The organism is Streptacidiphilus sp. PB12-B1b, assembly GCF_014084125.1.
In the GTDB taxonomy this organism is placed as follows: Bacteria; Actinomycetota; Actinomycetes; order Streptomycetales; family Streptomycetaceae; genus Streptacidiphilus.
On record NZ_CP048405.1, the window covers coordinates 4105543 to 4129898 of the forward strand.

The 24356-nt window shown below is 73.1% G+C and carries 24 protein-coding genes and 2 pseudogenes; 8 read left to right on the forward strand and 18 right to left on the reverse strand.

Annotated elements, in window-relative coordinates; all coding sequences use genetic code 11:
• Positions 1 to 4: 4 nt before the first annotated feature.
• The 6 genes from GXW83_RS18335 to GXW83_RS18360 all read right to left on the reverse strand — a co-directional run bounded on the left by GXW83_RS18335 (position 5) and on the right by GXW83_RS18360 (position 6176).
• On the reverse strand, positions 5 to 412 hold the full coding sequence (locus GXW83_RS18335) for a GyrI-like domain-containing protein (RefSeq protein WP_182447397.1): 408 nt from the start codon (positions 410 to 412) through the stop codon (positions 5 to 7).
• A gap of 12 nt (positions 413 to 424) precedes the next feature.
• The gene (locus tag GXW83_RS18340) at positions 425 to 640 is read right to left on the reverse strand and encodes a hypothetical protein (RefSeq protein ID WP_182444119.1); all 216 of its coding nucleotides are present in this window, start codon (positions 638 to 640) and stop codon (positions 425 to 427) included.
• Between the two features lie 181 nt (positions 641 to 821).
• Positions 822 to 1178 (reverse strand): PRC-barrel domain-containing protein, encoded by a 357-nt coding sequence (locus GXW83_RS18345; protein ID WP_182444120.1) that lies wholly within the window; start codon positions 1176 to 1178, stop codon positions 822 to 824.
• Positions 1179 to 1387: 209 nt separating this feature from the next.
• Positions 1388 to 4318, reverse strand: a complete 2931-nt coding sequence (locus tag GXW83_RS18350) for a penicillin acylase family protein (RefSeq protein ID WP_182444121.1) — start codon at positions 4316 to 4318, stop codon at positions 1388 to 1390.
• Positions 4319 to 4481: 163 nt separating this feature from the next.
• On the reverse strand, positions 4482 to 5363 hold the full coding sequence (locus tag GXW83_RS18355) for a class II glutamine amidotransferase (protein WP_182444122.1): 882 nt from the start codon (positions 5361 to 5363) through the stop codon (positions 4482 to 4484).
• Between the two features lie 72 nt (positions 5364 to 5435).
• Positions 5436 to 6176 (reverse strand): DUF4241 domain-containing protein, encoded by a 741-nt coding sequence (locus tag GXW83_RS18360; RefSeq protein WP_182444123.1) that lies wholly within the window; start codon positions 6174 to 6176, stop codon positions 5436 to 5438.
• A 208-nt stretch (positions 6177 to 6384) separates the two neighbouring features.
• On the opposite strand from GXW83_RS18360, the gene GXW83_RS18365 reads away from it, so the two are divergent.
• On the forward strand, positions 6385 to 7563 hold the full coding sequence (locus GXW83_RS18365; RefSeq protein ID WP_182444124.1) for a permease: 1179 nt from the start codon (positions 6385 to 6387) through the stop codon (positions 7561 to 7563).
• 335 nt (positions 7564 to 7898) lie between these two features.
• A pseudogene (locus GXW83_RS18370) lies at positions 7899 to 9528 on the forward strand (multicopper oxidase family protein).
• A gap of 145 nt (positions 9529 to 9673) precedes the next feature.
• On the opposite strand, the gene GXW83_RS18375 reads toward GXW83_RS18370, so the two are convergent.
• On the reverse strand, positions 9674 to 10081 hold the full coding sequence (locus GXW83_RS18375) for a VOC family protein (protein WP_182444125.1): 408 nt from the start codon (positions 10079 to 10081) through the stop codon (positions 9674 to 9676).
• Between the two features lie 119 nt (positions 10082 to 10200).
• Here GXW83_RS18375 and GXW83_RS18380 point away from each other — a divergent pair, with 119 nt between their 5' ends.
• Complete coding sequence (locus GXW83_RS18380; RefSeq protein ID WP_182444126.1) at positions 10201 to 11388, forward strand: GDSL-type esterase/lipase family protein; 1188 nt, start codon at positions 10201 to 10203, stop codon at positions 11386 to 11388.
• Between the two features lie 8 nt (positions 11389 to 11396).
• On the opposite strand, the gene GXW83_RS18385 is transcribed toward GXW83_RS18380, so the two are convergent.
• The 4 genes from GXW83_RS18385 to GXW83_RS18400 all read right to left on the reverse strand — a co-directional run bounded on the left by GXW83_RS18385 (position 11397) and on the right by GXW83_RS18400 (position 13920).
• Positions 11397 to 11672, reverse strand: a complete 276-nt coding sequence (locus GXW83_RS18385; RefSeq protein ID WP_182444127.1) for a hypothetical protein — start codon at positions 11670 to 11672, stop codon at positions 11397 to 11399.
• Positions 11673 to 12018: 346 nt separating this feature from the next.
• Complete coding sequence (locus GXW83_RS18390; protein WP_182444128.1) at positions 12019 to 12810, reverse strand: hypothetical protein; 792 nt, start codon at positions 12808 to 12810, stop codon at positions 12019 to 12021.
• The gene (locus tag GXW83_RS18395) at positions 12807 to 13343 is read right to left on the reverse strand and encodes a SigE family RNA polymerase sigma factor (protein WP_225447080.1); all 537 of its coding nucleotides are present in this window, start codon (positions 13341 to 13343) and stop codon (positions 12807 to 12809) included. The genes GXW83_RS18390 and GXW83_RS18395 overlap by 4 nt, the downstream gene beginning before the upstream one ends.
• Positions 13344 to 13392: 49 nt before the next feature.
• Positions 13393 to 13920: a hypothetical protein gene (locus GXW83_RS18400; protein ID WP_182444130.1), complete on the reverse strand. Its 528-nt coding sequence runs from the start codon at positions 13918 to 13920 to the stop codon at positions 13393 to 13395.
• A gap of 79 nt (positions 13921 to 13999) precedes the next feature.
• Here GXW83_RS18400 and GXW83_RS35355 point away from each other — a divergent pair, with 79 nt between their 5' ends.
• Positions 14000 to 14515, forward strand: coding sequence for an SHOCT domain-containing protein (locus tag GXW83_RS35355; RefSeq protein WP_370466731.1), 516 nt, complete (start codon positions 14000 to 14002; stop codon positions 14513 to 14515).
• A 30-nt stretch (positions 14516 to 14545) separates the two neighbouring features.
• Here the strand turns inward: GXW83_RS35355 and GXW83_RS18410 are convergent, their stop codons facing one another.
• Positions 14546 to 15025, reverse strand: coding sequence for a DUF427 domain-containing protein (locus GXW83_RS18410; RefSeq protein WP_182444131.1), 480 nt, complete (start codon positions 15023 to 15025; stop codon positions 14546 to 14548).
• 66 nt (positions 15026 to 15091) lie between these two features.
• Entirely contained in the window at positions 15092 to 16231 is a 1140-nt protein-coding gene (locus GXW83_RS18415) for a low temperature requirement protein A (protein WP_182444132.1), read from the reverse strand.
• A gap of 150 nt (positions 16232 to 16381) precedes the next feature.
• Between GXW83_RS18415 and GXW83_RS35360 the strand changes: the two genes are divergently transcribed.
• Positions 16382 to 16867 (forward strand): luciferase family protein, encoded by a 486-nt coding sequence (locus GXW83_RS35360; protein ID WP_182444133.1) that lies wholly within the window; start codon positions 16382 to 16384, stop codon positions 16865 to 16867.
• Positions 16868 to 16874: 7 nt separating this feature from the next.
• On the opposite strand, the gene GXW83_RS18425 is transcribed toward GXW83_RS35360, so the two are convergent.
• Together GXW83_RS18425 and GXW83_RS18430 are read right to left on the reverse strand one after the other, a co-directional pair.
• Positions 16875 to 18122: a sodium:proton antiporter gene (locus tag GXW83_RS18425; protein WP_225447081.1), complete on the reverse strand. Its 1248-nt coding sequence runs from the start codon at positions 18120 to 18122 to the stop codon at positions 16875 to 16877.
• Positions 18123 to 18270: 148 nt separating this feature from the next.
• A complete protein-coding gene (locus GXW83_RS18430; RefSeq protein ID WP_370466732.1) occupies positions 18271 to 19671 on the reverse strand; it encodes an MFS transporter in 1401 nt (466 codons plus the stop codon).
• Between the two features lie 121 nt (positions 19672 to 19792).
• Here GXW83_RS18430 and GXW83_RS18435 point away from each other — a divergent pair, with 121 nt between their 5' ends.
• The gene (locus GXW83_RS18435) at positions 19793 to 20530 is read left to right on the forward strand and encodes an SOS response-associated peptidase (protein ID WP_182444135.1); all 738 of its coding nucleotides are present in this window, start codon (positions 19793 to 19795) and stop codon (positions 20528 to 20530) included.
• A 36-nt stretch (positions 20531 to 20566) separates the two neighbouring features.
• Here the strand turns inward: GXW83_RS18435 and GXW83_RS18440 are convergent, their stop codons facing one another.
• On the reverse strand, positions 20567 to 21136 hold the full coding sequence (locus GXW83_RS18440) for a helix-turn-helix domain-containing protein (RefSeq protein WP_182444136.1): 570 nt from the start codon (positions 21134 to 21136) through the stop codon (positions 20567 to 20569).
• 46 nt (positions 21137 to 21182) lie between these two features.
• Here GXW83_RS18440 and GXW83_RS18445 point away from each other — a divergent pair, with 46 nt between their 5' ends.
• Positions 21183 to 22082, forward strand: a complete 900-nt coding sequence (locus GXW83_RS18445; protein ID WP_182444137.1) for a trans-aconitate 2-methyltransferase — start codon at positions 21183 to 21185, stop codon at positions 22080 to 22082.
• A gap of 179 nt (positions 22083 to 22261) precedes the next feature.
• Positions 22262 to 22522 carry a hypothetical protein gene (locus tag GXW83_RS18450; RefSeq protein ID WP_182444138.1) on the forward strand — a complete coding sequence of 87 codons (261 nt, stop codon included), beginning with the start codon at positions 22262 to 22264 and terminating at the stop codon, positions 22520 to 22522.
• Positions 22523 to 22595: 73 nt separating this feature from the next.
• On the opposite strand, the gene GXW83_RS18455 is transcribed toward GXW83_RS18450, so the two are convergent.
• Both GXW83_RS18455 and GXW83_RS18460 read right to left on the reverse strand, forming a co-directional pair.
• On the reverse strand, positions 22596 to 23087 hold the full coding sequence (locus tag GXW83_RS18455) for a flavin reductase family protein (protein ID WP_182447400.1): 492 nt from the start codon (positions 23085 to 23087) through the stop codon (positions 22596 to 22598).
• A 49-nt stretch (positions 23088 to 23136) separates the two neighbouring features.
• Positions 23137 to 24285: pseudogene (locus GXW83_RS18460) on the reverse strand (LLM class flavin-dependent oxidoreductase); the annotation flags it as partial.
• Positions 24286 to 24356 lie beyond the last annotated feature (71 nt).

Here is a 24356-nt window from a genome sequence, read left to right on the forward strand (position 1 = left end):
GGGATCAGCGTCGACGAGCCGTACCGGGCGGCTCGTCCGGCACCGCCCGGAAGACGGGCCAGCCGATCTCGGTGGCCCATTGGGAGGGGTCGGGGCTGTGGCGGGCGTCGCGCAGGTAGTACTCCTGCAGCGGGCCGGCGACGCTGATCTCGTGACGGGTCGTGTAGGCGCCCAGTTCGCCGTAGGTGAGGTCGATGTCGGCCAGGGAGCCGCGGTGGGTGATGACAGCCAGCTCCGCGCCCGGGACGACCAGGGACTCGACGCGCCCGATGCAGCGCACGCGCCCCTCCACCGGGACGAAGACCGTGGCCCGGCCGCGGTCGTCCTGGAAGATCTCGCTTGCGTACAGGCCGCCGCTGGGACCGGTCGGTTCCAGCGCCTGGGCCTGGACCGCGGCGTGCAGTTCCGCCAGGGCACCCTGCCGTCACGCCGCCAGGTCACTGCGGTCCACGGTCGCGGCGATGCCCATGGCGGTGCAGGGCGGAACCGCGCGGTGCTCGATGGGGGCCGCCGCGGGGCGTTGCAGCAGGTTGCGCAGGGACTCGACCGCGGAGCGGGTGCGGGCCAGCTCGGTCTCCAGGCGGTCCAGGTGGGCGGCGATCACCTCGCCGCGCGCCGTCGCGTCCGACGTGGCCAGCACCGCCTTGACGTCGGCGATGGGGCATTCGACGAGGACGCGATCCTCGCCACCTTCGCCGAGGACGCCTTCGTCAACGACGCGCGCCCAACCCGCCTACTGACCAGCGGGGAACACCCCGGGCGGACACGGGGGTGGCCCGCACAGATGATCTGTGCGGGCCACGACCCGGTGCGTCGGCAGGTCAGCTGAGCGACGTGTTGCCGTCGTAGTAGCTGCCGACCTGCTGCTGGTAGTCGGCGTTGCCGGTGTGCTTGTCCTTGTCGAACTCGGGGGAGTTCTTGATCTCTTCCTTGGTGCGGCCGACGTGGACGGTCTCGTTGGCGGCGTCCACGGAGGTGATCGTCCCGGCCGGGAGCAGGACGTGCTTGCCGAAGATCCACGGTCCGGTGTCGACAACGATGTATCCGGTGCCGACTTCCTGCGAGTGCTCGTCCACCTTGCCGATGTGGCCGTCGGTCGCCTCGACCTTGTAGCCGGTCAGGTCGGTACCGGTCTGGTAGCCGGAGTCTGCCTGGTAGCCCCACATGCCGTTCTCCACGGAAACACCCTTCGCCGGAGGTGAAAACACCCGGATTGGCCTGAGACAGCAGGATTACTGCCTCAGTGAGTCTCCTGTCCCGGTTGGGCCATCGCATGCACTCCGGCGGCAAACTGGGCCGATTCCCCGCGCGACGACTCCGGCCCCGCCACCTGGGTGGCGGGGCCGGAGTCGTCAACAGCCGTTCAGGTCGGGCCTCCCAGCGAGGGTCAGGGCCCGGACGGGAACTCGACCACCTGCTGGAAGGTGGGGCGGTTCTGCCAGGTCGTTCCCGGGTCGGTGATCCCGCCGAGCGGGTCCTGGATGATGCTGTCGGCGCACCACTGGTCGCCCGCCGAGCAGTACGCGTCAGCGGGGTAGACCGTGGCGGCGGGTTCCGCCGCCGCGGCGGACAGCGAGGTCAGCAGCGCGGTACGGCAGGCCGCCAGGCCACCGCCGTTGCCGCAGTAGGCCAACGGCAGCGGGTCCTGGACGGGTTGGCCGAGGACTCCGCGCAGGTCCTTGCTGACGTATCCCCACCAGCCGTACTGGAAGGCCGAACCCTTGTGCGGCTGGGCCTGGTTGGACGAGGCGGCGCCGGAACCGGCGATCTGCTGGCCGCCCGAGGGCGAGTCGTTGACCTGCATGTCGTTGCTCAGGGCGGTGAACAGGCTGCTGCCCATCCCCGGCTCGAACTCGGCCTGCACCAGCAGCGGCCACCAGGCGTCCATGAGCTGGATCGCCGCGGAGTTCTGGAAGGAGGTGGCGCCCGCGCTGGTGGGGGTGATGGTGGCGCCGGCCTGGAGCCAGGTCGTCAGTTCGGTGACCAGGGCCTGTTGTGCGGGGTCGGTCACCGGCTGACTGTCGATCACCCGGAGCAGCAGCGGCAGCACCTCCTTGCCGCGCAGGTCGGTGACGGCCGCCTGCTCCATCACCTGGACCAGGGCGGCCCGGGTGAACTTCGCGCCGCTGGCCAGGTAGGAGCTGATCCCCTGGTCCAGCAGGTCGACGCGTTGGACCGGGCCGTAGCTGAAGTTGCCGTCCGCGGCACTGTAGTTCAGGGCCTGCTTGTTGTTCCAACTGACGAAGTAGTTCTGGTCGGTGGCGTTGGGGTGGGCCGTGGGCGGAGTGTCCTCGGAAGTGTCGGTGGCCGTGTTCCAGCCGACCCACTCGTCGGCCGGAGTGCCCCAGATCGGGAGGTCGGGATCGGTGCCCGAGGCACGTACCGGGTTGAGGCCGGAGTTGAAGTACGCGGTGTCGGTGGAGTTCACGTAGAACCAGTTGAAGTCGTAGCCGACCTGGGCCGCGGCGCTCTCGAAGCCGGCCGGCGTGGCCATCACGCTGGGGTCGTTGAACATCTCGAAGCCGATCGCGGACACCGCCTCGTGCATGTAGGTGGCGCGCTGCACGGTGTAGGCCACCGGTGCCCCGTCCACTTCGCCGGTGTCGTCCACCAGGCCGTAGGCGGTGCGGTACATGACCAGGTCGTAGGAGCCGGCCGCGGTCCCGTCGGCGACCGTCGGGCTCCAGGAGTCCGTCTGCTCCAGTTTCTGCATGGGGGTGCAGACCCCGTTGTCCAGGTAGGAGGTGGAGCTGCTGGTGGCCGGGCTGCCGTCGGTGTTGCACAGCTTCACCGCGAAGGTGTCGGCGGTGCCCTGCTCACCGGAGGTCGCGCTCCAGGCATAGCTGGGACCGCGCCCCATCTCCACGTAGAAGTTCAGCCCGGAGAAGGCCACACCCCGGGCGCTGAGCCCCGGTGCCTGGATCTCCTCCAGCATCAGCAACTGCGGTGCGAAGTAGCCGGTCTGCGGGCCGAACACGGCGATCGGGTGCCCGGAGGCGCTCTCGCTGCCGGAGACCACCAGCGCGTTGGACATGCCCGGGTGCTGCTGGCCCGGGGCGGGCATGTCGACGCCGGGCATGGCACCGCTGTCGAACATGCCGTTCACCGCGCCGACTTGGGAGCGCAGCGAGGCGGGCACCTTGGCGGCGAGCTTCGTCAGCGCTGCCGAGCCGGCCTTCGGGGCCGCCGTCGCGCGCTTGGCGGCCGAGGCGGCGGCCGAGCCGGTCGCGTTCTGCACCAGGGTGATCGGGGTGACCGTGCCCGGGTCGGGCATCGCGGCCGCGACCGGTGTCCCCGAGGGCTCGCCGTAGGGGAAGCTCTGGCCGTTGTGCAGGGTCAGCGTCGCCTCCGGGTCGTTCTGCTCGCGCAGCGCCGACCAGACCTGGTCGCCCCGGGAGACTCCGTACTCCGCCTCGGCCGCCTCCTTGACCAGTGCCGACTGCATCGCCTCGCCACCGCCGCTGCCGAACAGGCCGCCCACCACGCCCGCGATGGCGATCATGTCGGTCTCGGTGAACGGCTGCATCGACTGGCCGGTCAGGTCGTACTCGCCGGGGAAGTCGTCCGCCGCCTTCACCTGGGCGATGTAGCCGTTGACGCCGGCGAGGTAGCTGTCGATGTCGCTCTTGACCTGGGCGCCCTGCGTGCCGTCCGACGCCAGCGCGTTGACCTGCGCCTGGAGGTCGGCCTCGGTGTAGGGGGCGGTCTGCCAGAGGTTCTGCTCCAGGGTCCGGTTGGCCGGCGCTCCGCCGGCGAAGGACGTCAGCTCGGCCCGGCCCAGGTGCCGCATCAGGTCCATCACCCACAGCCGGTCCTCGGCACCGGCGTAGCCCGCCCCGAACTCGCCCTCCGCGCGGGTGTCGCCGTAGATGTGCGGTATGCCGCTGGTGTCGCGGACGATGGTGACTCCGCTTTCGGGCCGCTCGACCCGCTGGACCTGGTTGGCCGGAACCCCCAGCGCGGAGCTGTTGTAGAAGGTGTCGATCTGCGAGTCGGTCAGCCCGGTGTACGAGGAGACCAGGTTCGAGTAGGGCGCCAGCTGGTCGTTGTTGTTCGTCGGCCGGGTGCCGAACACCTTGAACAGCAGGATCTGGGCGAGCGTCTCGTTGCCGTTCTCGCCCGGGGGCAGGATGTCGGAGCACTGGCCGCCGCAGTAGTCGGTGACGGCCGATGCCGCCGCAGGCAGATCGGCGTTCGTTCTGGGTGCGGCACTGGTGGCGGCAGGGGCGATCAGCGCAGCCGCCGCGGCGAACGCGACGATCACGGACGCGCGGCGGGATCGTCGGCCGGGGCGGGGCACACTTCGGGATCGGCGCATGGATGACCCTCCCGGGCTGCGGCGGGGCGGATGCGAGCAGATGCTCGGCGCCCGCCAACGTACTCCCGAGTAGCTGAAATGTCAGCCATGCGCACGACAAGTGAAAGGGAAAAGCCCTCCCCGGAACCAGATATGACCCAGCATCAGGTCTTCGTCAGGCAGTTCAGTGGGCGCTCTGCGAGGCTGCGGCGCGGGAGTGCAGATCGGTGACCGCCAGCGGGTGCGCGGGCGGGCGGGCAACGGCGAGGGACGAGGTGATCGCGCTGTCCGGACCGACCCGGATCAGCTCTCCCGGCTCAAGGAGGCGCCAGCCGGGGTCGTCGTCCATCCGCTCGCTGGCCACGACGACGCAGGACACCTGGGCCAGATCGGACGACCGGGCATGCACCCGGCTGTCGGCGTCCGCGTGGTCCAGGGGGTCTGCCGTGCCCGGGCCGCCCGCGGCGCGGTCCAGGACGAACAGCTCGTGGGTCTCGGGGTAGCGCAGCGCCCACAGGCCGTCCGGCGTGGTGAGGACCAGGTTGATGCTGAACAGGGGCAGCTGGGCGGCCACCCAGTTCGCGGCCGCAGTGATCCCGGCCGTGACGTCGCCGTGGTGCCGGCCGATCTCGGTGGTGATCAGGGCGAAGAAGCGCTCGGAATCAGTCTGGCCGTGCACCAGCGCCGCCGAGTCGGCGCCCAGCTCGGACAGCCGGGCGTCCAGCTGGTCCAGGCCCTCGATGACGCCGTTGTGGGCGAACAGCCGACCGTCCTGCTCGAAGGGGTGCGTGTTGGCTGTGGTCAGCTCCCCGGTGGAGGCGAAGCGCACGTGCGCCACGAACGTGGCGGACTCCAGCTCGCCCGCCTCCAGGGCGAAGTCACGGTCTTCCCACGCGGCCTGGGGTTGGCGGTAGGCCACTGCGGCTCCGTCGGGCGTGAAGACGCCCACCCCGGTCCCGTCCGGGTTTCCCCGGCTCTGCACCTCCAGGCTGTCCGGAGCTTCGACCAGCCAGAAAGTGGCCTTGATCCGATGGGGTGCACTGGACAGTCCGAAGAGGCGACACATGAACATCTCCTTCCCCGCCGACCGACCGCGAACCACGGCCCCGCTCGGGAGCCCGTGGCTTCGGCGGCACCGTCAGCGCCCGGGATTCCCGGCGACGGCGTGGTATCCGTCGGCCACGGCGACCGAGGCAAGGGCCCCCGTCGCCGTGCGCCCCAGCCAGACGGCGCAGGCTCCCTCAGCCGTGAACGCCAGCAGGTCCGCCCCGTGTCCCTCGTCACTGACGCGCTCGAAGAAGTCGTTGCAGAGGCTTTCCGTGTCACGGGGCTGACCGATGCCCTCTCGTGCCCCTTTCCAGAACGCCCGGAAGGGCGCTGTCAAAGCCTCCCAGGCGGCGGCGTCGGCGAAGCATCCCATGCCGGTCTCGGAGTCGAATCCGACCCGTTCACCAGCGTGAACGGTCTCGATGTCGTCCTCGACCCCGAGTGCCATCTCCCACCTGGTCACGGCGTCCTCGGTGATGCACAGCCGGACGGCGGCGACCTCCCGGTCAGCGAAACGCTCGCCCATGAACTCGTACGGTGCCTCGGTCCACGCGGCCTCCACCCGGAAGACGCCCGCCGGGATCCGCACGGCCAGCTCGCGGCCGACGTGCGGGCCCGGCAACGGGTCGTCGTCCTCCGGCCACGGCGAGTCGACGACGAGACGGCCGCTGGGGATGCGGATCTTCGTCACGTCCCTCACCTCGACGACCCGGACGAATGCCGTCGGATCATCGGAGCGCGTTCCGAGCTGAGCCCCGGGAACGAAGACCGCGTCCAGGTACCTGCTCTCGTCGGGGCCGGCCGCCAGCCGGACATCTGTTTCATGATCCATGCGCAGACAGTATGCGGTCGCACTGACAGGCCGCGCGGGGGGCGGACGTCCCCGGGCAGTTCGGTGCCCGGGTGTCCCCCGGCGGGGGCCATGCGTGTGGTTCGCGGGCTTCCGGGGTGGTGGACCTGCGGTGCGCCCCGGAGTTCACGTACTCATGGGGGTATCCGGATAGCCGGAGGGTTTGCCTGTCTCATGGAAGGGCTGAGAGGTGCACGCGATCCTGCATGCGCTGTCGATCACGGGATCGATGACCTGGGAAATCACCTGGGCCCTCATCCTCGGGTTCACCCTGTCTGCGATCGTGCAGGCGGTGGTGCGCAAGGCCAGCGTCGTCCGCCTGCTGGGCGACGACCGCCCGCGCACGCTGGTGGTCGCCTCCGGGCTGGGCGTGTCCTCGTCCTCGTGCTCGTACGCCGCCGTGGCCCTGGCCCGCTCCCTGTTCACCAAGGGAGCGGACTTCACCGCCGCGATGGCCTTCGAGATCGCGTCGACCAACCTGGTGGTGGAGCTCGGGGTGATCCTGGCGCTGCTCATGGGCTGGCAGTTCACCGCTGCGGAGTTCACCGGCGGACCGGTCATGATCGTCGTCCTGGCGCTGCTGTTCCGGGTGTTCCTGAGCGGGAGGCTGCTGCGCGAGGCCCGCACCCAGGCGGCGCGCGGGGTGGCCGGGTCCATGGAGGGACACGCGGCCATGGACATGTCCGTCCAGCGCGAGGGGTCCTTCATGAATCGGCTGCTGTCGGGCGAGGGCTTCACCTCCACCGCGCACGTCTTCGTCATGGAGTGGGCGGCGATCCTGCGGGACCTGGTCGTCGGCCTGCTCATCGCCGGGGCCATCGCCGCCTGGGTACCGGACTCCTTCTGGCGCGCCTTCTTCTTCGCCGGCCACCCGCTGGCGTCCAAGCTGTGGGGGCCGCTGATCGGCCCGCTGGTGGCCGTCGCCTCGTTCGTCTGCTCCGTCGGCAATGTGCCGCTGGCCGTCGTGCTGTGGAAGGGCGGCATCAGCTTCGGCGGCGTGGTGGCGTTCATCTTCGCCGACCTGCTGATCCTGCCGATCCTCAACATCTACCGGAAGTACTACGGCACGAGGATGACGGTGTTCCTCTTCGTCACCTTCTACGCGGCCATGGTCATCGCCGGATACCTGGTCGAGCTGGTCTTCGGCGGCCTGGGCATCATCCCCGACAACTCCAAGGCGAAGGTCCCCACGGGCGGGGTGAGCTGGGACTACACGACCTGGCTCAACATCGTCTTTCTCGCATTGGCCGCCGCCTTCGTCATCCGCTTCCTGCGCACCGGCGGCCGGGAGATGTTCCGCATGATGGGCGGTTCACCCGACACCGGCCCCGACCCCGAGCACACCGGCCCCGACCACCACCAGCCCTGACCACCAGCCCTGACCACCGGAGCGGACGCCCGGCGTGTCCTTCGGGACGCTTCCTGACGCGGCGTTAGGTTGGACATCCGAGTGAAGCATGCCGGCGCCCGGGGGGCGCCCGCGGCGCGGCGAGCACGCGTGGCCGTCGGCGTCCCGTGCTTCCCATGACGCAGGCCCCATCAGGTTCCGGGTGGTCCCGCCCGGCCGGGGTGTTCTCAAGGAGCGATATGGATTCCGCAAGCGACGCCCCGGGACGCCGGGTTCTGCTGCAGGGAGGGCTGGGCCTGGCCTCGGCGCTCCTCACCGGCTGCTCGTCGTCGTCCCCGGCGGCCTCCTCCATGGCCATGTCCACAGCATCGTCGGCGGCCTCGTCCACGGGCGTGCCCACGGGCTCGTCGGGATTCGTCCTGCCCGACGGACCCCAGGTCAACGCGGTCGACAAGAAGAGGTACCGCAACGGCTCCACGGTGAACGCCACGGTGGCCCCGGGCGTCAGCACGGTGGACCTGGGAGGGCTCACCGTCTCCGCGTGGTGCTTCGGCGGGTCCGTGCCCGGGCGTGAACTGCGGCTCACCGCGGGCGACGTGCTGCGGGCGCAGGTGCACAACACGCTCCCGGCGGACACCACCGTCCACTGGCACGGCCTGGACATCCGCAACGACATGGACGGCGTGCCGCAGGTGACCCAGGACCCCATCGGCCAGGGCCAGGACTTCACCTACGACTTCGTCGTGGACTCCCCCGGCACGTACTACTACCACCCGCACGCCGGTCTGCAGTTCGCCCACGGCCTGTACGGGCCCCTCATCGTCGAGGACCCCCACGAGCCGCTGTCCTACGACGAGGAGTGGACCGTGGTCATCGACGACTGGCTGGAGGGGGTGGACGGGCTGACGCCGGAGGCGGTGTACGCCGCGCTCAGGCAGGGGGGAGGGATGTCGGTCATGGGCGGCTCGACCTCCGCCCAGCCGTCCATGGGCGGCTCCTCCGCGATGGGCGGCTCCCCCGCCATGAGCGGGTCTCCGTCCGCGAGCGGGTCAGCACCCATGAGCGCGTCAGCACCCATGAGCGCGTCAGCCTCCATGGGCGGGTCGCCCGCCATGAGCGGATCGCCGTCCATGAGCCCGGCGGTGTACCAGGCCATCCACGGGCTGGGCACCAGCGCGCTGCTCGGTGGCGACCCCGGTGACGTTCGGTATCCGTACTATCTCATCAACGGCCGGATTGCCTCGGCGCCGACCAGCTACGCGAGCAAGCCCGGCAAGCGGGTACGGATCCGGCTGATCAACGCCGGGGCGGACACCGCCTTCCGGGTGGCGCTCGGCGGCCACCGGATGACCGTCACCCACACCGACGGCACCCCCGTCCAGCCCGTCGAGGCCGACGCGATCCTGATGGGCATGGGCGAGCGGTACGACGTGCTGGTGACCCTGGCCGACGGTGTCTTCCCGCTGGTGGCGGTCGCCGAGGGGAAGGGCGACGCCGCCCTCGCGCTCGTGCGCACCGGTTCCGGGACTGCTCCGTCGGCATCGGTCCGGCCCGCCGAGCTGAACGGCAAGCTCGTCGGCGGCAAGGACACGGCCTCCCTGGTCGCCGACCCGAAGTACCAGCTGGGCAACGCCTCGATCGACGAGACCATCGTGCTCCACCTGAACGGCAGCATGAGCGGCTACATGTGGAGCCTCAACAACCTGCCGTACGACCCCGCCAAGCCCCTGGCGGGGCTGTCCTCCGGCCAGAGAGTTCGGCTGCAGTACACCAACCAGACCATGATGTGGCACCCCATGCACTTCCACGGGCACGCCTTCGCGGTGGGCGGGCCCACCGGTCCGCGCAAGGACACCGTGATGGTGCTCGGGCCAGACGGTCAGCTGCGACTTCGACACGGACAACCCCGGCCGGTGGGTGACCCACTGTCACAACGCCTACCACGAGGCAGCCGGGATGATCGGCGTGCTCGCCTACCGGCTCTGAGTCGGATCAGGCCGGGCGCTGGTCCAGCTCCGCCGGGTCGAACCCGGCCGTCGGCGGGGCGATCCTCATCGGCGCGGGCGGCCTGCTGCTCGTCGTCCGGCACCGCCGCGACGCCTGACGCGCGGCATTCGCCCGCCGAGGGGCCTCAGACGGGCGCGTCCGGGGCCTCCGAGGGCAGGGGCGAGCCGAAGCGGATGAGGTTGTTGTCAAGATCCACGTGGGCCCCCTCCCGGAGCCGATACGGCGTGTCGGTGGGCCCGACGGTCCGACCGCCGATGCCCGAGCGGCTCCACTCGGCGGCCAGGGCGTCGGCGTCCTCGACGTACAGGTAGGCCGCGCCGGCATGGACGTGCGGGTCGTAGTCCTGCTCCTCCGTCAGGTGCAGGCTGACGGCGTCGCGGTCGGCGAAGCCGTATCCGCCGCCCTCGTAGCGCCTCACGGTGAAGCCCAGCTGTGCGTAGTGGTCCAGCGCCCGGCCGAGGTCGCTGACGGCGAAGATCGGCGCGAAGGAGGCGTGGTGGAACGAGGCGCGGGGGCCTGCGGTCTGGTCCATGGCGGACGCCTTCCGGGAGTCGTTCACGTTCCGGTCAGGAGGACCGTACCGCCGGGCACTGACAATCCCGGGGCGGAAGCCATTTGCGGAATCCGGAATCCGGTTGGCAGGCTGCGCTGATGGACTACCAGCCCCCTTGGGTCACCACGCCCGTCACCGCGGACCTGCTGCGCGGCGCTCTCGAGCTGGAGCGCACCGCGCACGGCGTGCTGCCGCACCGCCTGCCCGCCTGGGCGCGCGCGCAGTGCGACGACGAGCAGCTCGCCATGGCCGAGGCCCAGCCCTCCGGCGTCCGCCTGGCCTTCCGCACCCGGGCCACCACCGTCGAACTGGACGTCCTGCCCACCAAGACGGTCTACGGGGAGCGCCCCCAGCAGCCCGACGGCGTGTACGACCTGCTCGTGGACGGCCGCCTCGCCGGCCGGGCCACCGTGGAGGGCGGCAACGTCCTGACGGTGGACATGACCAACGGGGACCGGGAGACCCGGCCGGGCCCGGTCGGCACGCTGCGGTTCACCGATCTGGCCGACGGGGTCAAGGACGTCGAGATCTGGCTGCCGCACCAGGAGATCACCGAGCTGGTCGCCCTGCGCACCGATGCGCCGGTCGAGGCCGCGCCCGACCGGGGCCGCCGGGTGTGGCTGCACCATGGCAGCTCGATCAGCCAGGGCGCCGCCGCCGAGAGCCCCAGCACCACCTGGCCCGCGCTGGCCGCCGCCCTCGGCGGCGTGGAGCTGACCAATCTGGGTCTCGGCGGCGGCGCCCTGCTCGACCCGTTCACCGCCCGCGTCATGCGCGACACGCCTGCGGACCTGATCAGCGTCAAGATCGGCATCAACCTGGTCAATGCCGACCTGATGCGCCTGCGCGCCTTCGCCCCGGCGGTGCACGGCTTCCTCGACACCATCCGCGACGGGCACCCCACCGCGCCGCTGCTGGTGGTCTCGCCGCTCTACTGCGCCATCCACGAGGACACGCCCGGGCCCAGCGTCCCGGATTCCGACAGCAGCGGCGCCGGACAGGCGGAGGGGATCCGGGCCCTGGGCGACCCGGCGGAGAGCGCTTTCGGCAAGCTGACGCTCACCGTCATCCGCGCGGAGCTGGCGCGGATCACCGCCGCCCGCGCCGCCGACGACGCCCGTCTGTACTACCTCGACGGCCGCGACCTGTACGGCGCGGCGGACTTCGCCGAGCTGCCGCTGCCCGACCAGCTCCACCCGGACGCCGCCGCGCACCGACGCATCGGGGAGCGCTTCGCCGGGCTGGCCTTCGCCCCGGACGGGCCGTTCGCCGCCGAGGACGCCTGACCGGGCGTTCACTCCTCGGGATGGGCCAGCCGCTCGGCCAGGGCCAGCACGTCGCCCGGAACGGTGGCGACGGCCTCGGTGGTGACCAGCGAGGCAGCGGCGCTCAGCTCGTCGAACGCCGTGACCGCCTCGCCGCTGACATCCGCCAGATAGGGCCAGTTGCCCTCCTCGACCGCGCGGGTGATCTGGTCGACCAGCCCCAGCGCGTGGGCGTAGAGCGCGGCGAGCCGTCGGCCGCCGACGGTCAGGTCATCGGAACGCCCCGGGGGCGGTGAGGTGCTCATGGGGCCATGGTCACCCCTGCGCCTGCCGCCCGCACGGCACGCGACGCAGCCGGGCTCGGCTCCGACCGGAAGCCGGGCACACCCGCGGCCGGGCGGCTGCACGGCCGGGTCGGACGCCGTTGAATGTCGTCCAGAAGGCGGAAGGCCCGCAGGGACGACGACGCGGCCAGGCGGCTGCTCGGCAGGTCGGACGCCGTGGGCGGAGCACCGGGGAGGCGCTTCGGCGCCACTTGCCCCGCCTCTGGGCCGGGGGGCCGGCGGCGGGCACCCGTGTCGTTCGCTGTGCGTCACGGGTGCCGTGAGCCACCGGGGCGGGCCGGTGCCGGACCGGGCACCGACAACCGGGTCAGGGCCAGGTGAACGTGGCCAGGACGTGGCCGACGGCGTCGTAGACGGTGGCGGTGGCGCTCGCCGTCGAGGCGCCGGCGCTGCCGGAAACCGGCGTCCAGACGTAGCCGCCCGCGTAACCGGGCTGTCCGGCCAGCGACACCACGGTCACCGGGTACACCGTCGCGCCGACCTTCATCGACATCCGTGCCACCCGGCCCGGCCCGATGTAGAGCGGCACATACAGGGTTCCCTTGCTGTCGCCGTCGGTGCGCCAGCCGACCGTGCCGGAGGCCTGGTTGCCGGCGACGGCGCTGTTGCAGCCGCCGCCGTCCTTGCCCCCCACGCACATCTGTGCGCCCGTGAGCGTCAGCCACACACCGTGCCCCACCTGCACCCGCCGACCGGACGGCACCACCTGGACCGGCAACGCCCCCGAGCCCGAACCCGACTGCAAGCCCGAGCCCGGCCCGGAACCGGACGGCGGCCCGGACACGGCACCCGACGGAGACCCCGAGGGAACCCCCGGCGGTGATGCCGGGGCGGTCCCCCCGCCGGTGCGTCCGGCCCCGGCCGGGCCGACCGCGCCGGCGCCCGGCACCACCTGCGTTCCGGTGCGCAGCACCCCCGTGGCCGCCACCGGAACCACGACCGCCACCGCCGTGGCGACCGCCGCCGCCAAGGCCCTGCCCCGGACCTGCCGCCGCTGCCGCCGCGCCCGTGCCCGGATCTGCGCCGACGGCCAGGCGGGCGGCTCCAGGCTCTCGGCCGTTCGGCGCAGCGCCAGCCTCAGCTCCTCCTCGAAACTCATCGTGGGCCTGCTCCTTCCAGATCCGCCGCCGGCAGGTGGGACGCCAGGGCCGGGTGCGTGCGCAGTTTCTGCAGCCCCCGGCTGGCCTGGCTTTTCACATTGCCCGGCGAGCAGCCGAGCACGTCCGCGACCTGGCGTTCGCTCATGTCCTCCCAGAAGCGCAGGACCACGACCGCGCGTTGCCGCGGCGGCAGCCCGGCCAGTGCCTGCAGCAGCAGCGAGCGGGTCTCGGGTCCGGCGTCCCGGTTCTCGTCGGCCCGGTCGGGCGGGGTGGGCGTCAGCAGGTGCAGCACCCGCTGACGCCGGTAGCGGCTGCGGTTGTTGTTGACCATGGCCCGGTGGACGTAGGCGTCCGGGTCGTCCAGCCGCCTGATGCCGGACCAGTTCCGGAACACCTTCGCCAGGGTCGCCTGGACCAGGTCCTCCGCCTCATGGTGGTCCCCCGTCAACAGGTATGCGGTACGCACCAGCCGGCGCCAGCGCGCCCCCGCGTAGGACTCGAAGTCCAGCTCCGACCACTCGGTCTCCCCCACCGCATCCCCTCCGCTGCCCGGCCCGCCGCCTGTCCCCTGTCCCCGCCGGTCAGAACTGGGCCAGGACCCCGCCGGACGCGTCCCGCACGACCACTCCGGCCGTGGCGTCGGCGGGGGCCCAGCCGTAGCCGACGGCATAGCCGGGGTGTCCGGCCAGGGTGACGACCTGCAGGCCGTCGCTCTGCTTGCCCTCGGTGAGGGTCATCCGGGCGACCGTGCCGGAGCCCAGGTAGAGCGCCTGGTAGAGGGTAGGGCCGTTGGCGAGCCCGGTGGTCCGCAGGCCCACCGAGTCCGGTGCCTGGTTGCCGTTGACGACGCTGTCGCACTCGGTGGGGTTCTGGACGCCGCCCTGGCAGACCTCGGTGGCGGTGAGCGTCAGCCACAGGCCGTGGCCCAGGGCCACGCGCTGTCCGGGCGCGACCACGCGCACGGACGCCGAGGCCGACGCTGTTCCCCGGCCCGCTGCGGCGGCCGGGAGCGCCGCTGTGCCCACGGTCACGGCCGCCAGCAGCCCGGCGGCGGCCAGCGTCCCCCCGACGCGCCTGGCTGTGGGCAGGCCGGTCCTGTTCACGATCATGGTGTTCCTCGTTCTCTCGGTTCCCCTCGGGGTGCTCCCCCGCCCGTACTCACCCCGGTGCCCACGGAAAGGTTGCACGGTGCCGGGCGCGGCCGGTCTGGAGGCGGGCTCGTCGGCGATGGTCGTCGTCTGGGAGAACAGCTGGGCCGGGCGGTTGGCCGCCGCGCTGCGCGGCTCCCACGGCCGGGTGGTGGCACTGGACCGGATTCCGCGACGCCGTGGTGCGGGCCATCGCCGCTCTCAACGAAGGCTGAACGAAGCCGAACGGGGCCGGACGAGTGAGGAGTTCATGATGCCGCGACGCATGGGACGTCCCGGGCTGCTCGGCGCGATGGCCAGGACGGCCGTCGTGGCCGGAACGGCGACCGCCGTCTCCGGCCGGGTGCAGCGTGGCGCCGCGGAGCGCGACGCCCAGCAGCAACAGCAACAGGCCGCCGGGGCCCGGCAACAGGCGGTGGTCGACCAGCCCCCGGCCGGGGCGGCACCGTCGCAGGACCGCATCGCCCAGTTGAAGGACCTGGCCGATCTGCGCGCCACCGGCGTGCTGACCGAGGAGAAGTTCACCGCCGAGAAGGCGCGCATCCTCAACTCCTGAGGAATTCCCGAGGCCCGCCCGGCCTGCGGATCACCACCCGGCGGTGCCCGCGCCGCCCTTGAACGGGCCGTGGACGCGCGCGGTGATCCAGCCGCCGTAGAAGTCGCCGTCCTGGGCGGTGACGGGCTCCCCGTCGACCGTGCAGCCGTCGGTCCGCGAGGGGTAGAAGGCCAGCCGCCCGGCCAGCTCGCCGAAGCCGGGCGACGGCTGCGGGTAGCTCCAGGCGGCCTGGGGCGAGCGGCGGTCGCCGACCCGCAGGCTCCAGTACCGGGCCTGGCCCTTCCACTCGCACCAGCTCTGCCCCTCGGCCTCCTCCAGCAGACCGGGCGCCACGTCGTCGAAGGGGAGGTAGTAGACCGGCGGGTGGCTGGTCTCCAGCACCCTGACCGCGCGCCGCGTGTCGGCCACGGTCCGGCCGCCGAAGGCGACCGTGATCCGGCGGGCGCTGGGCACCACCAGCGGGGGGCGCGGGTAGTCCCACACCGATTCGTCTCCGTCGTCACCGAACACACGGCAGCCACCTCCGAGAGCCGCTCCCAGGCTATCCCGGCGGCGGGCCGGGTACCCGGCGGCGGCTCACCCGTCCGCGGAGCCGGCGTCCGGCAGCGGCCGCGGCCGCGACTCCGCCCGGACCAGGCCGACCAGCACCGCCGTGGTGGCGGCCAGGGCCAGCCAGCCGCTGCCCCACGCGGCCGCCGGGACGCCCGCCGCAGCGACCACGACGGCCGCCGCCAGCCGCGACCCGGACCAGGCCCCGGCCAGCGCCCGGTGGAAGCAGGCCAGGCCGAGCAGGAAGATCGACGCCCCCAGCGGCAGCAGCCCCACCTGAAGCCCGCCCAGCGGCACGTCGAAGGACTCGATGGTCTTCTGCATGCCGACCGCGGTGACGGCGATGCCCAGGATCATCACGAAGTACGCGTATCCGAACGCGTACACCGCCACCCGGCCGCGCTGCTCGGGCCCGAAGGCGTCCAGCAGTCCCTCGCTTTCGCGGTCGTCGCGGTCGAAGTACAGCCACCACATGGCGGCGCTCAGGGCCAGCGCCAGCAGCGGCCCGGCGACGGCCGTCAGCAGCCGCGTCTGCCGGGCGGCGGCCGAGCCCACCTCGACGATCGACTCGCCGAGCACGATGATCACCGCCAGGCTGTGCCGCTCCACGAAGTGCCCGGCGCCCACCGTGAAGCCGCCGGTCCCGGTGATGAACGGCGAGGCCAGCGACACCAGACAGGCCAGCGCCATCACCGGCAGCCGCAGGTGCTGCGGCGCCGCGCCCGCGCCGACCACGATCAGCGCGCTCACCAGGTTGAGCGGGCCGATCCGGGTGATGCCGCGGCGGCCCGAGGTGCCCAGGAAGCCGACCACATGGACCAGCACCACCACCAGGTAGGCGGCCCCGAACACCAGCCCCCAGTCGCCCGGCCCGAACACCTTGGGCACGGACAGCGACATCACGAAGAAGCCCGCCATGCCCAGCAGCAGGAGCAGCCGGGAGCGGGTGCGCTCCAGGTCCAGCGCGTTGGTCAACCAGGCGTAGCCGCCGTACATCCACCAGGTGACGGCCAGCAGCACCACCACCTGCACCAGGCTGCGCCCGGTCGGCCGCGCGGCCAGGACGGAGGCGATCTGCGTGACGGCGAAGACGAAGACCAGGTCGAAGAACAGCTCCAGCGGGCGAACGCGCTCCGCGGCGACCGGCGCCGTCGTTGATCCGCTCATGGCGGGATTGTTCCAGACCTGACGGGCCGAGCCGTGATCGCCGCCCGAGCCGCCTGTCGTCGCGTGCGCTCGGCCCCCACGGTGACGTGTAGCGGGCTCATTTGGTGGGGACGCTGGCGGTTGACCGTGCGACGCGGTAAGGATGTCAGCATGAACGCGACCCTGCGCGCGATCGAACAGCTTGAATCATGGGCGGGCCTCCATGGTGCCCCTGCCAGTTGCGGCACGGGCACCGCGCTGCGTTCCGGCTCGCGCGACATCGTGCACTTCCACACCGAGCACGACGCCGACCTCCACCTGACCGGCCCGGCCATCCAGCGGTTGTGCCCGGAGTTGGCGGAGTGCACCGCCGTCCGGCTGCATCCGGCCTCGCAGTGGGTGACCGTGCACCTGGACTGCGCCGGGGACGCCGACCTGCTGGTCGCGCTGGTCAGCGTGGCGTTGAAGGCGCACGCCCGCGCCGGGCTCCCGGGCGCGCCGCCCGTCGACGCGCTCTGCAACCTGGCCCGCGTGGACATCCTGCCCGGTGCCACGCCGCTGGCGCTCGCGGCGGGTTCGCACCCCCGGGGCGCCCGCTCCCGGCTCGGGCGCCCGGCCGAGGGGTGGGCCCGACGGGCGCTGCGCCGCACGGCCTGACCGGGCGTCACGCCGCCGTGGCCGCGCCGCCCGGCCCGGCGGCGCGCTCGCGGGCGGCGGCGTAGCGCCGGGCCAGCGGACCGTACGTCAGTCCGTGCAGGGCCAGGCTCATCAGTACCGTCATCGTCATCACCTGGCCGACCAGGTCGGCGACATGGGGCTGGTCCGGGGCGAGGGCGATGAAGGCGAGCAGGCCGAAGACGATGGAGGCCAGGCCGCGCGGCCCGAGGCAGGCCAGGACCAGCCGGTCGGCGCGGTCCAGTCGACTGCCGCGCAGGCAGAGCAGGACGGGGCCGATCCGCACCACGGTCAGCGACAGGGCCGCGTAGGCCACCACCCGGGGGTCGAAGTCGCCGGTGAACGCCTGGTTGACGAGCTGTCCGAAGACGAACCAGAGGGCCAGCGAGAGCAGCGTCCCGGTGTCCTCCAGCAGGTGCAGCGGCGTGGCCGTGGCGGGCAGGGCCCGGGCGTACGGGGTGAAGAACAGGCCGGCCACGAAGGCGGCGACGAAGCCGTTGCCGTGCACCACGATCGCCAGCGCGTACGCCATCAGCGGCAGGGCGACGATCCCCAGCCGGGCCGCGGCCGGGCCGGTCCAGCCCGCCGTCCAGGAGCGGCGCAGCAGCCAGCCGCCGGGGCGGCCGACCACGGCGCCCGCGAGCACCGCCCAGAGCAGGGCGCTGATCGCGTCGCCCAGTTCGCCGGATTCCGGCTCCGGGCCGTGGTGCGCCTCCAGGCCGGCGAGGCAGAGCAGGAAGACCGGGGCGATCAGGCCGTCGTTCAGCCCGCTCTCGACGGTGAGCACCGCGCGCAGCCAGGACGGCAGCCGGACGTCCCGGATCAGCTCGGCGGCCGGGGCCAGGTCGATCGGGACGGTGACGGCGGCGAACAGCGCCGCCAGCCACCAGCCGCCGGACGGGAACAGCAGGACGCCGAGCAGCACCCCGGCGGCGAAGGTCAGCGGCAGTGCGAACACCAGCAGCCGCACCAGCAGGCCGCGCTGATCGCGGACGGCCCCGGCGGGCACCTCGGTGGCGTCGGTGAACAGCAGCACGGCGAGGATGATCTCGACGGCGCGCTCGGCGTCCGAGGTGGTCAGGCCGATCCGCACCAGCGGGTGCGCCCCGGCCGTGAGCGCCACGCCCGCGGCGGTCATGGCGACCGGCGCGGTGATGCTCCAGCGGGCCAGCCGGGCGGCTACCAGCGCCCAGAGGAACAGCGTCCCCGTACTGACGACCAGCGCGGTCACGCGCACCTGTCCTCTCCCGGCGCGCGACCGGCCGATGTCGGAAATGCCCCGGAACCGGATCGTACGGCCCGCCGCCCGCCCCGGCCGTGCAGCGCCCCGACCCCCCGCGTGGCGCGCAGGCGGGCGGCGGCCCACGTCGTCGGCAGCGGTCAGGTCAGCCCGCGGCCAGGGCCGCCTGCGCGTCGGCCGCCCCGGCGTCGGCTGCCCCGGTATCGGCCGCCTGGGCGGCTGCGGCCTCTCGGCGGGTGCGCAGGGCCTGTGCGTGCGGGTCGGTCCGGGCGTCGTAGCGCATGAGGGCGGGGAGCGCCGCCGCCAGCGCGCCGACCGCGACCACGCAGGCCAGGCCCCCGGCCCAGATCGAGGCGCGGACGCCGACCACCGCCGCCATGCCGCCGGCCCGGACCTGGCCCAGCTGCGGACCCACGGAGTAGCTGAGCAGCTCCACCCCGGCCAGCCGCCCGCGCAGCTCGTCCGGGATGGTCCCGTTCCACAGCGTCGACCGGAACAGGCCGCTCACCATGTCCGCCCCGCCCGCGGCGACCAGGCACAGCAGGACGAGCCAGACGTCGGTGCTCAGCCCGGCCCCGGCGATGGCGGCGCCCCAGCCGGCGGCGGCCCACACCACCATCCGGCCGTGCCGCATGACCCGGGACGCCCAGCGGCTGGTGAGCGTGACCAGCAGCGAACCGACAGCGAACGACGCGTACATCAGCCCCAGCGACCAGTCGGCGTGCAGCCGGTCGGCCAGGAAGGGGAACACCGCCGTCGGCATGGCGAACAGCATCGCCGCCATGTCCACCGCGTAGGTGCCGAGCAGGTCCGGGCGGCTGCGGGCGTAGCGCAGCCCGTCCACGATGGCCCGGACCGACGGCCGCTGCGCCTCCGCGGCGGGCGGGACCGGCCGCAGCCGGTACATCAGCAGCGCCGAGACGACAAAGGTGGCCAGGTCGATGGCGTACGCAGCGGACACACCGGCGGTGGTGGCGATCACCCCGGCCAGGGCCGGTCCGGCGATCGCGCCGGCGTTCCAGCGCAGCGAGACCAGCGAGGCGGCGGCGGTCAGCTGGTCGTGTTCGACGATCTGCGGCGTGATGGCGTCCAGCGAGGGGCGCTGGATCGCGCCGAAGGCCGAGCTCAGCGCCGCCACCAGGTACAGCGGCCAGACCGCCGGGTGCGGCAGCAGGCCGTTGCCGAGCAGCGCCGCCGCGCAGAGGCCCTGGGCGATCTCGCTGTTCAGGACCAGCCTGCGCCGGTCCATGGCGTCCGCGAGCGCGCCGCCCCACAGGCCGCAGACGATCAGCGGCACCAGCTCGACCGCCCCGATCAGCCCGACCTCGAAGGAGGAGCCGGTCAGCTGCTTGAGCTGGAGCGGCACCGCTACCAGGGTGAGGAAGCTGCCGAAGGCGGTGATCGCTCCCGCGCTCCACAGCAGCCGGAAGTCCCGGGAGCTGCGCCAGGGCGAGAGGTCGACGCTGAGCTGAGCGAGGAGGCGGCGGATCCGCCGGGCGGGGGCGGCCGGGAGGGCCGGATCGTGCGGGGGACGGTTCGGGGTCACGGTGCACGATCCTCACCCGGCCGCCCGCGCCCGGGCAAACCCATTTTCGCCGCTGGGAGGGCCCGCGGCGGCGACCGTGCCCCGGTTGCCGGGGGCCGGGGCCGGGCGCGAGAGTGGGGGGATGTGCGGACGGTACGCGTCGAGCAGGCGCCCGGAGGATCTCGCCGGTATGTTCCACGCCGAGCGGGAGCCGGAGCAGGATCTGCCGCCGTCGTGGAACGTCGCCCCCACCGACCAGGTCTGGGGCGTGGTGGAACGCGTCGGCAAGGGCCCGGACGCCGACAGCCCGGTGCGCAGGCTGCGCCCGCTGCGGTGGGGGCTGGTGCCCTCCTGGGCCAAGGACCCCTCGGTCGGCTCCCGGATGATCAACGCCCGGATGGAGACCGCCCACGAGAAGCCCGCCTACCGCAACGCCTTCGCCCGGCACCGCTGTCTGCTGCCCGCCGACGGCTACTACGAGTGGACGGCCGTGCCCGACCCGCTGACCGGCAAGACCGCCAAGCAGCCGTACTTCATCGCCCCTGCGGACGGCTCGGTGATGGCGATGGCCGGGCTGTTCGAGTACTGGCGCGACCGGTCGGTCGCCGACGACGACTCCCCCGGCGCCTGGCTGACCACCTGCACCGTCATCACCACCGAGGCCGCCGACGCCTCGGGCCGGATCCACCCGCGGATGCCGCTGACCCTGCCGCCGGACGCGTACGACGCCTGGCTGGACCCGCGCCAGCACGACACCGACCGGCTGCGCGCCCTGCTCCGGCTGCCGGCCGACGGCGACGTCGAGGTCCGGGCCGTGTCCACCGCCGTGAACAGCGTCCGCAACAACGGCCCGCAGCTGCTGGACCCGCCGGACGAGTGAGCCCGCTGAGCCCGCGCAGGTGATGCCCGGCGCGGGTCACTCCGGGGCGTGCAGGTGGGTGCGCCCGCCGTCGTGGTCGAAGATGCCCAGGATCTCGGCCGGGCCGCCGTGCGCCCCGAAGGCGTGCGGGATCATGGTGGAGAACTCGGCCGCCTGGCCGGTCTCGACCAGGATCCTGCGGTCGCCGAGCAGCAGCACGAGCGTTCCGGACAGGACGGTGAACCAGTCCCGGCCCGGGTGGGCCTTCAGCGCGTCGGGGCCGGTGGGGGCGGGTTTGGTGATCCGCATCTTGGCGGCCGTGACGCCCGACTCGCGCTTCAGCGTCCACATGGTGACCCCGCGCGCGGCGTCGTGCCGGGGCCGGATGACGACGTCGTCGTCGGAGGCGGACTCCACCAGCTGGTCCAGCGAGGTGCCCAGGGCCCGGGCGATGGAGGTCAGCTGGTCCAGGCTGATCCGCCGGTGGCCGGTCTCGATGCGGCTCAGCGTGGACGGGCTCAGGTAGCAGCGGGCGGCGAGGTCGTCCAGGGACAGGCCCATGGCCACCCGCAGCCCCCTGATCCGCTTGCGCACCAGGGCGTCCAGCCCTCCATCCTCTTGCTTCATACGCAAGATGCTATGCGACCTGCGCAAGCTTTCGTAGGGTCGGGGCATGACACCCCCCGCACACCACCACGACCACTCCCCCGGCCCCGCCCACCACGACCACCACCCGGCGTCCGAGGCCGACGAGGCCGGGCTGGCCGAGGTGCTCGAACTCGACGCCGAGGTGCTGGGCGCGCACCTGACCGAACTGGCCGACTGGCTGGCGCGGTCGGCCGGTCCGCTGCCCGTGCGCCGCATCCTCGACCTGGGCAGCGGCACCGGGGCCGGGACGTTCACCCTGCTCCGGCAGTTCGAGGACGCCGAGGTGGTCGCCGTCGACAACTCCCCGTACCTCCGCCGGCGCCTGCGGGACAGGGCCCGCGACCTGGGCCTGGCGGACCGGGTGCACACGGTCGCGGCCGACCTGGACGCGGACTGGCCGGACTTCGGCGGCGTGGACCTGGTGTGGGCGTCGGCGGCGCTGCACCACATGGCCGACGCCGACCGCGCCCTGCGCGAGACCGCCGCCGCGCTGCGCCCCGGCGGACTGCTGGCCGTGGTCGAACTCGACGGCCTGCCGCGCTTCCTCCCGGACGACCTCGGCGTCGGACGCCCGGGACTGGAGGCCCGCTGCCGGGCGGCGCTGGCCGGGCGGCATGCCGAGGCCGTGCCGCTGCTGGGCTCCGACTGGGGCCCGCGGCTTTCCCGGGCCGGATTCACCGTCGAGGCCGAGCGTCTGTTCGCCGTGGAACTGACGCAGCCGCTGCCGCCCGCCGCCGGCCGCTATGCCCAGGCGGTACTGCGCCGCATGCGGGGTGCGCTGGACGGGCGATTGGACGCCGAGGACAGCGCCGTACTCGACCTGCTCATCGACGGCGACGGACCCGAGAACGTGCTGCTCCGGGCCGATCTGGCGGTGCGCACCGAGCGGACGGTGTGGCTGGCCCGACGGCCGTTCTCCCAATAAGAAGAAATCAGTTTCGGTTTATCGGACTATTTTTAATCTGTCTCCGTATCATCCTGATTGGGCAACAGAAGCGGAATTCCCCTTTTTCACGAATCCCGAGGGGTGCATTCTCGTGAGTGCCCGGCCGAACAGGCGGGGTGAATGGCACCACAGCACATGTGAGAAAGGTCCTGACACACATGACTGACAGGTTCAAGCGGGCCCTGGCGCTCGGCGCCGCCACCGTCGCACTCGCCGGAGGGGCGGTGCTCACCTCGGTCGGCTCCGCCTCGGCGGCGACCCCCGACCACCGCGCGCCGGTCGCGCACTCCCGCTGCCACGAGGCCCGGGGCTACTGGACGCGCACCTGGCACCCGGCCCGGCGCGACCGGCACGGCAAGTGGCACGCCGGGTACTGGACCCGCACCTGGCACCCGGGCCACCTGGTGTGCACCGGGTGACCATCGCCTGAAGGCCGCGCCCCCGCCGGATCCGCAGGGATCGGACGGGGGCGCGGCCCTGTGCGCGGTGCGGCTAGCCTGCGAACCGGTGGAAGCCGCCGAACGCGCCGCCGTGGTGCAGCAGCGGCGCTGCGTCACCGGCGCCGCCGGCGTCCAGCACCTCGCCGACCACCAGCAGGTGGTCGCCGACCTGCTGGCGCAGGACCGGGCGGGCGGTGAGCCAGGCCGGGACGTCGTCCAGCAGCGGCACCCCCTGCGGGCCGGGCGACCATCGGGTTCCGGCGAAGCGGTCGGTGCCGCTGGTGGCGAAGCGCCGGGCTAGGCCCGCCTGGTCCTCGCCGAGGATGTGCGCGGCGAAGATCCCGGCCGCGTCGACAGCGGCGGCGGTGGACGCGGTCGATGACAGGTAGAAGGAGACCAGGGCCGGCTCCAGCGAGACCGAGGTGAACGAGGTCGCGGTGAAGCCGGCCGGGCCGGGCACGGTCAGCACGGCCACCCCGGCCGCGTGGCGGCGCAGGGTCTGACGCAGGAGGTCGGCGGGGGTCGAGGTGGCGGTGGCGGTCATCGGGGGTCCTTTCCAGCACGGCAGATCGGTCGGTCGAGGCGGTCGCGGTCGGGGCGGTCGCGGTCGGGGCGGTCGGATGCGGGTCGGGCGTGAAGGGGGCCGTGGCGAGCAGCCCGGCGCGGCGCAGCAGCGGCAGGACGCCCTCGGCGAACCAGTGCGCCTCCTCCAGGTGCGGCTGCCCGGACAGCAGGACGTGCTCGACGCCCAGGTCGTGGTACTCGGCGAGGCGCTGCGCGACCTCCTGGTGGCTGCCGACCAGGGCGGTCCCGGCGTGCCTGCGCAGCAGGCCGAAGCCGGCCCAGAGGTTGGGTGCGATCTCCAGGCCGTCGGTGCGGCCGCCGTGCAGGGCGGTCATCCGCCGCTGGCCCTCCGAGGAGGTGCGGGCGGCGCGCTGCTGGGCCAGGGCGACGGCCGCCGGGTCCATCGCCCGCAGCAGCCGGTCGGCCTCGGCCCAGGCTTCGGCGGCGGTGTCGCGGGTGATGACGTGCAGCCGGACGCCGAAGCCGACGCGGCGGCCGGTCCGCTGCGCGGCCGCGCGGACCTGCGCGATCCGGGGGGCGAGCGCGGCGGGCGGTTCGCCCCAGCTCAGGTGCACGTCGGCGTGGGCGGCGGCGGCCAGCAGCGCGGGCTGCGAGGTGCCGCCGAGCAGGACCGCCGGGGCCGGGTCGGGCGCCTCGGCGACGGTGGCACCGGCGACCCGGTAGTGGGCGCCGTCGTGGTCGAGCGGGCGTCCGGACCAGGCGCCGCGCAGCACGGTCAGCCACTCGTCGGTGCGGGCGTAGCGGGCGTCGTGGTCGAGCCAGTCGCCGTAACGGCGCTGCTCCTCGTCGTCGGAGCCGGTGACCACGTTCAGCATCAACCGGCCGCCGGAGACCCGCTGGTAGGTCGCGGCCATCTGGGCGGCGAGGGTGGGGCTGACGGCGTCGGGGCGCAGCGCGACGACGAACCGCAGCCGCCGGGTCTCGCGCAGCAGCGCGGCGGTGGTGATCCAGGGGTCCTCGCACCAGGTGCCGACGGGCGTCAGCACCGACTCGTAGCCGAGGCGTTCGGCGGCCCGGGCGACGTCGGCGAGGTAGTCGATGGTGGGGGCGCGGTCGGTGGAGCGGGGCGCGGCGGTGGCGATGCGGGAGTGCACCCAGCCCACCACGTCCCGCCCGTCCCCGGAGGTGGGCAGGTACCAGTGCGGGTGCAGGGCCATCGGTGGGTCCTCCTTGTCGGGTGGTCAGAGTGCGTCGGCAGGAGCGGCGGCAGGGACGTCGGCCGGGCCGT

Coding starts and splice junctions, on each gene's coding strand:
- GXW83_RS18350 (WP_182444121.1), bottom strand. CDS start 4,318: ATGCGCCGATCCCGAAGTGTGCCCCGCCCCGGCCGACGATCCCGCCGC.
- GXW83_RS18355 (WP_182444122.1), bottom strand. CDS start 5,363: ATGTGTCGCCTCTTCGGACTGTCCAGTGCACCCCATCGGATCAAGGCC.
- GXW83_RS18360 (WP_182444123.1), bottom strand. CDS start 6,176: ATGGATCATGAAACAGATGTCCGGCTGGCGGCCGGCCCCGACGAGAGC.
- GXW83_RS18375 (WP_182444125.1), bottom strand. CDS start 10,081: ATGGACCAGACCGCAGGCCCCCGCGCCTCGTTCCACCACGCCTCCTTC.
- GXW83_RS18380 (WP_182444126.1), top strand. CDS start 10,201: ATGGACTACCAGCCCCCTTGGGTCACCACGCCCGTCACCGCGGACCTG.
- GXW83_RS18385 (WP_182444127.1), bottom strand. CDS start 11,672: ATGAGCACCTCACCGCCCCCGGGGCGTTCCGATGACCTGACCGTCGGC.
- GXW83_RS18390 (WP_182444128.1), bottom strand. CDS start 12,810: ATGAGTTTCGAGGAGGAGCTGAGGCTGGCGCTGCGCCGAACGGCCGAG.
- GXW83_RS18400 (WP_182444130.1), bottom strand. CDS start 13,920: ATGATCGTGAACAGGACCGGCCTGCCCACAGCCAGGCGCGTCGGGGGG.
- GXW83_RS18415 (WP_182444132.1), bottom strand. CDS start 16,231: ATGAGCGGATCAACGACGGCGCCGGTCGCCGCGGAGCGCGTTCGCCCG.
- GXW83_RS35360 (WP_182444133.1), top strand. CDS start 16,382: ATGAACGCGACCCTGCGCGCGATCGAACAGCTTGAATCATGGGCGGGC.
- GXW83_RS18435 (WP_182444135.1), top strand. CDS start 19,793: ATGTGCGGACGGTACGCGTCGAGCAGGCGCCCGGAGGATCTCGCCGGT.
- GXW83_RS18440 (WP_182444136.1), bottom strand. CDS start 21,136: ATGAAGCAAGAGGATGGAGGGCTGGACGCCCTGGTGCGCAAGCGGATC.
- GXW83_RS18445 (WP_182444137.1), top strand. CDS start 21,183: ATGACACCCCCCGCACACCACCACGACCACTCCCCCGGCCCCGCCCAC.
- GXW83_RS18450 (WP_182444138.1), top strand. CDS start 22,262: ATGACTGACAGGTTCAAGCGGGCCCTGGCGCTCGGCGCCGCCACCGTC.
- GXW83_RS18455 (WP_182447400.1), bottom strand. CDS start 23,087: ATGACCGCCACCGCCACCTCGACCCCCGCCGACCTCCTGCGTCAGACC.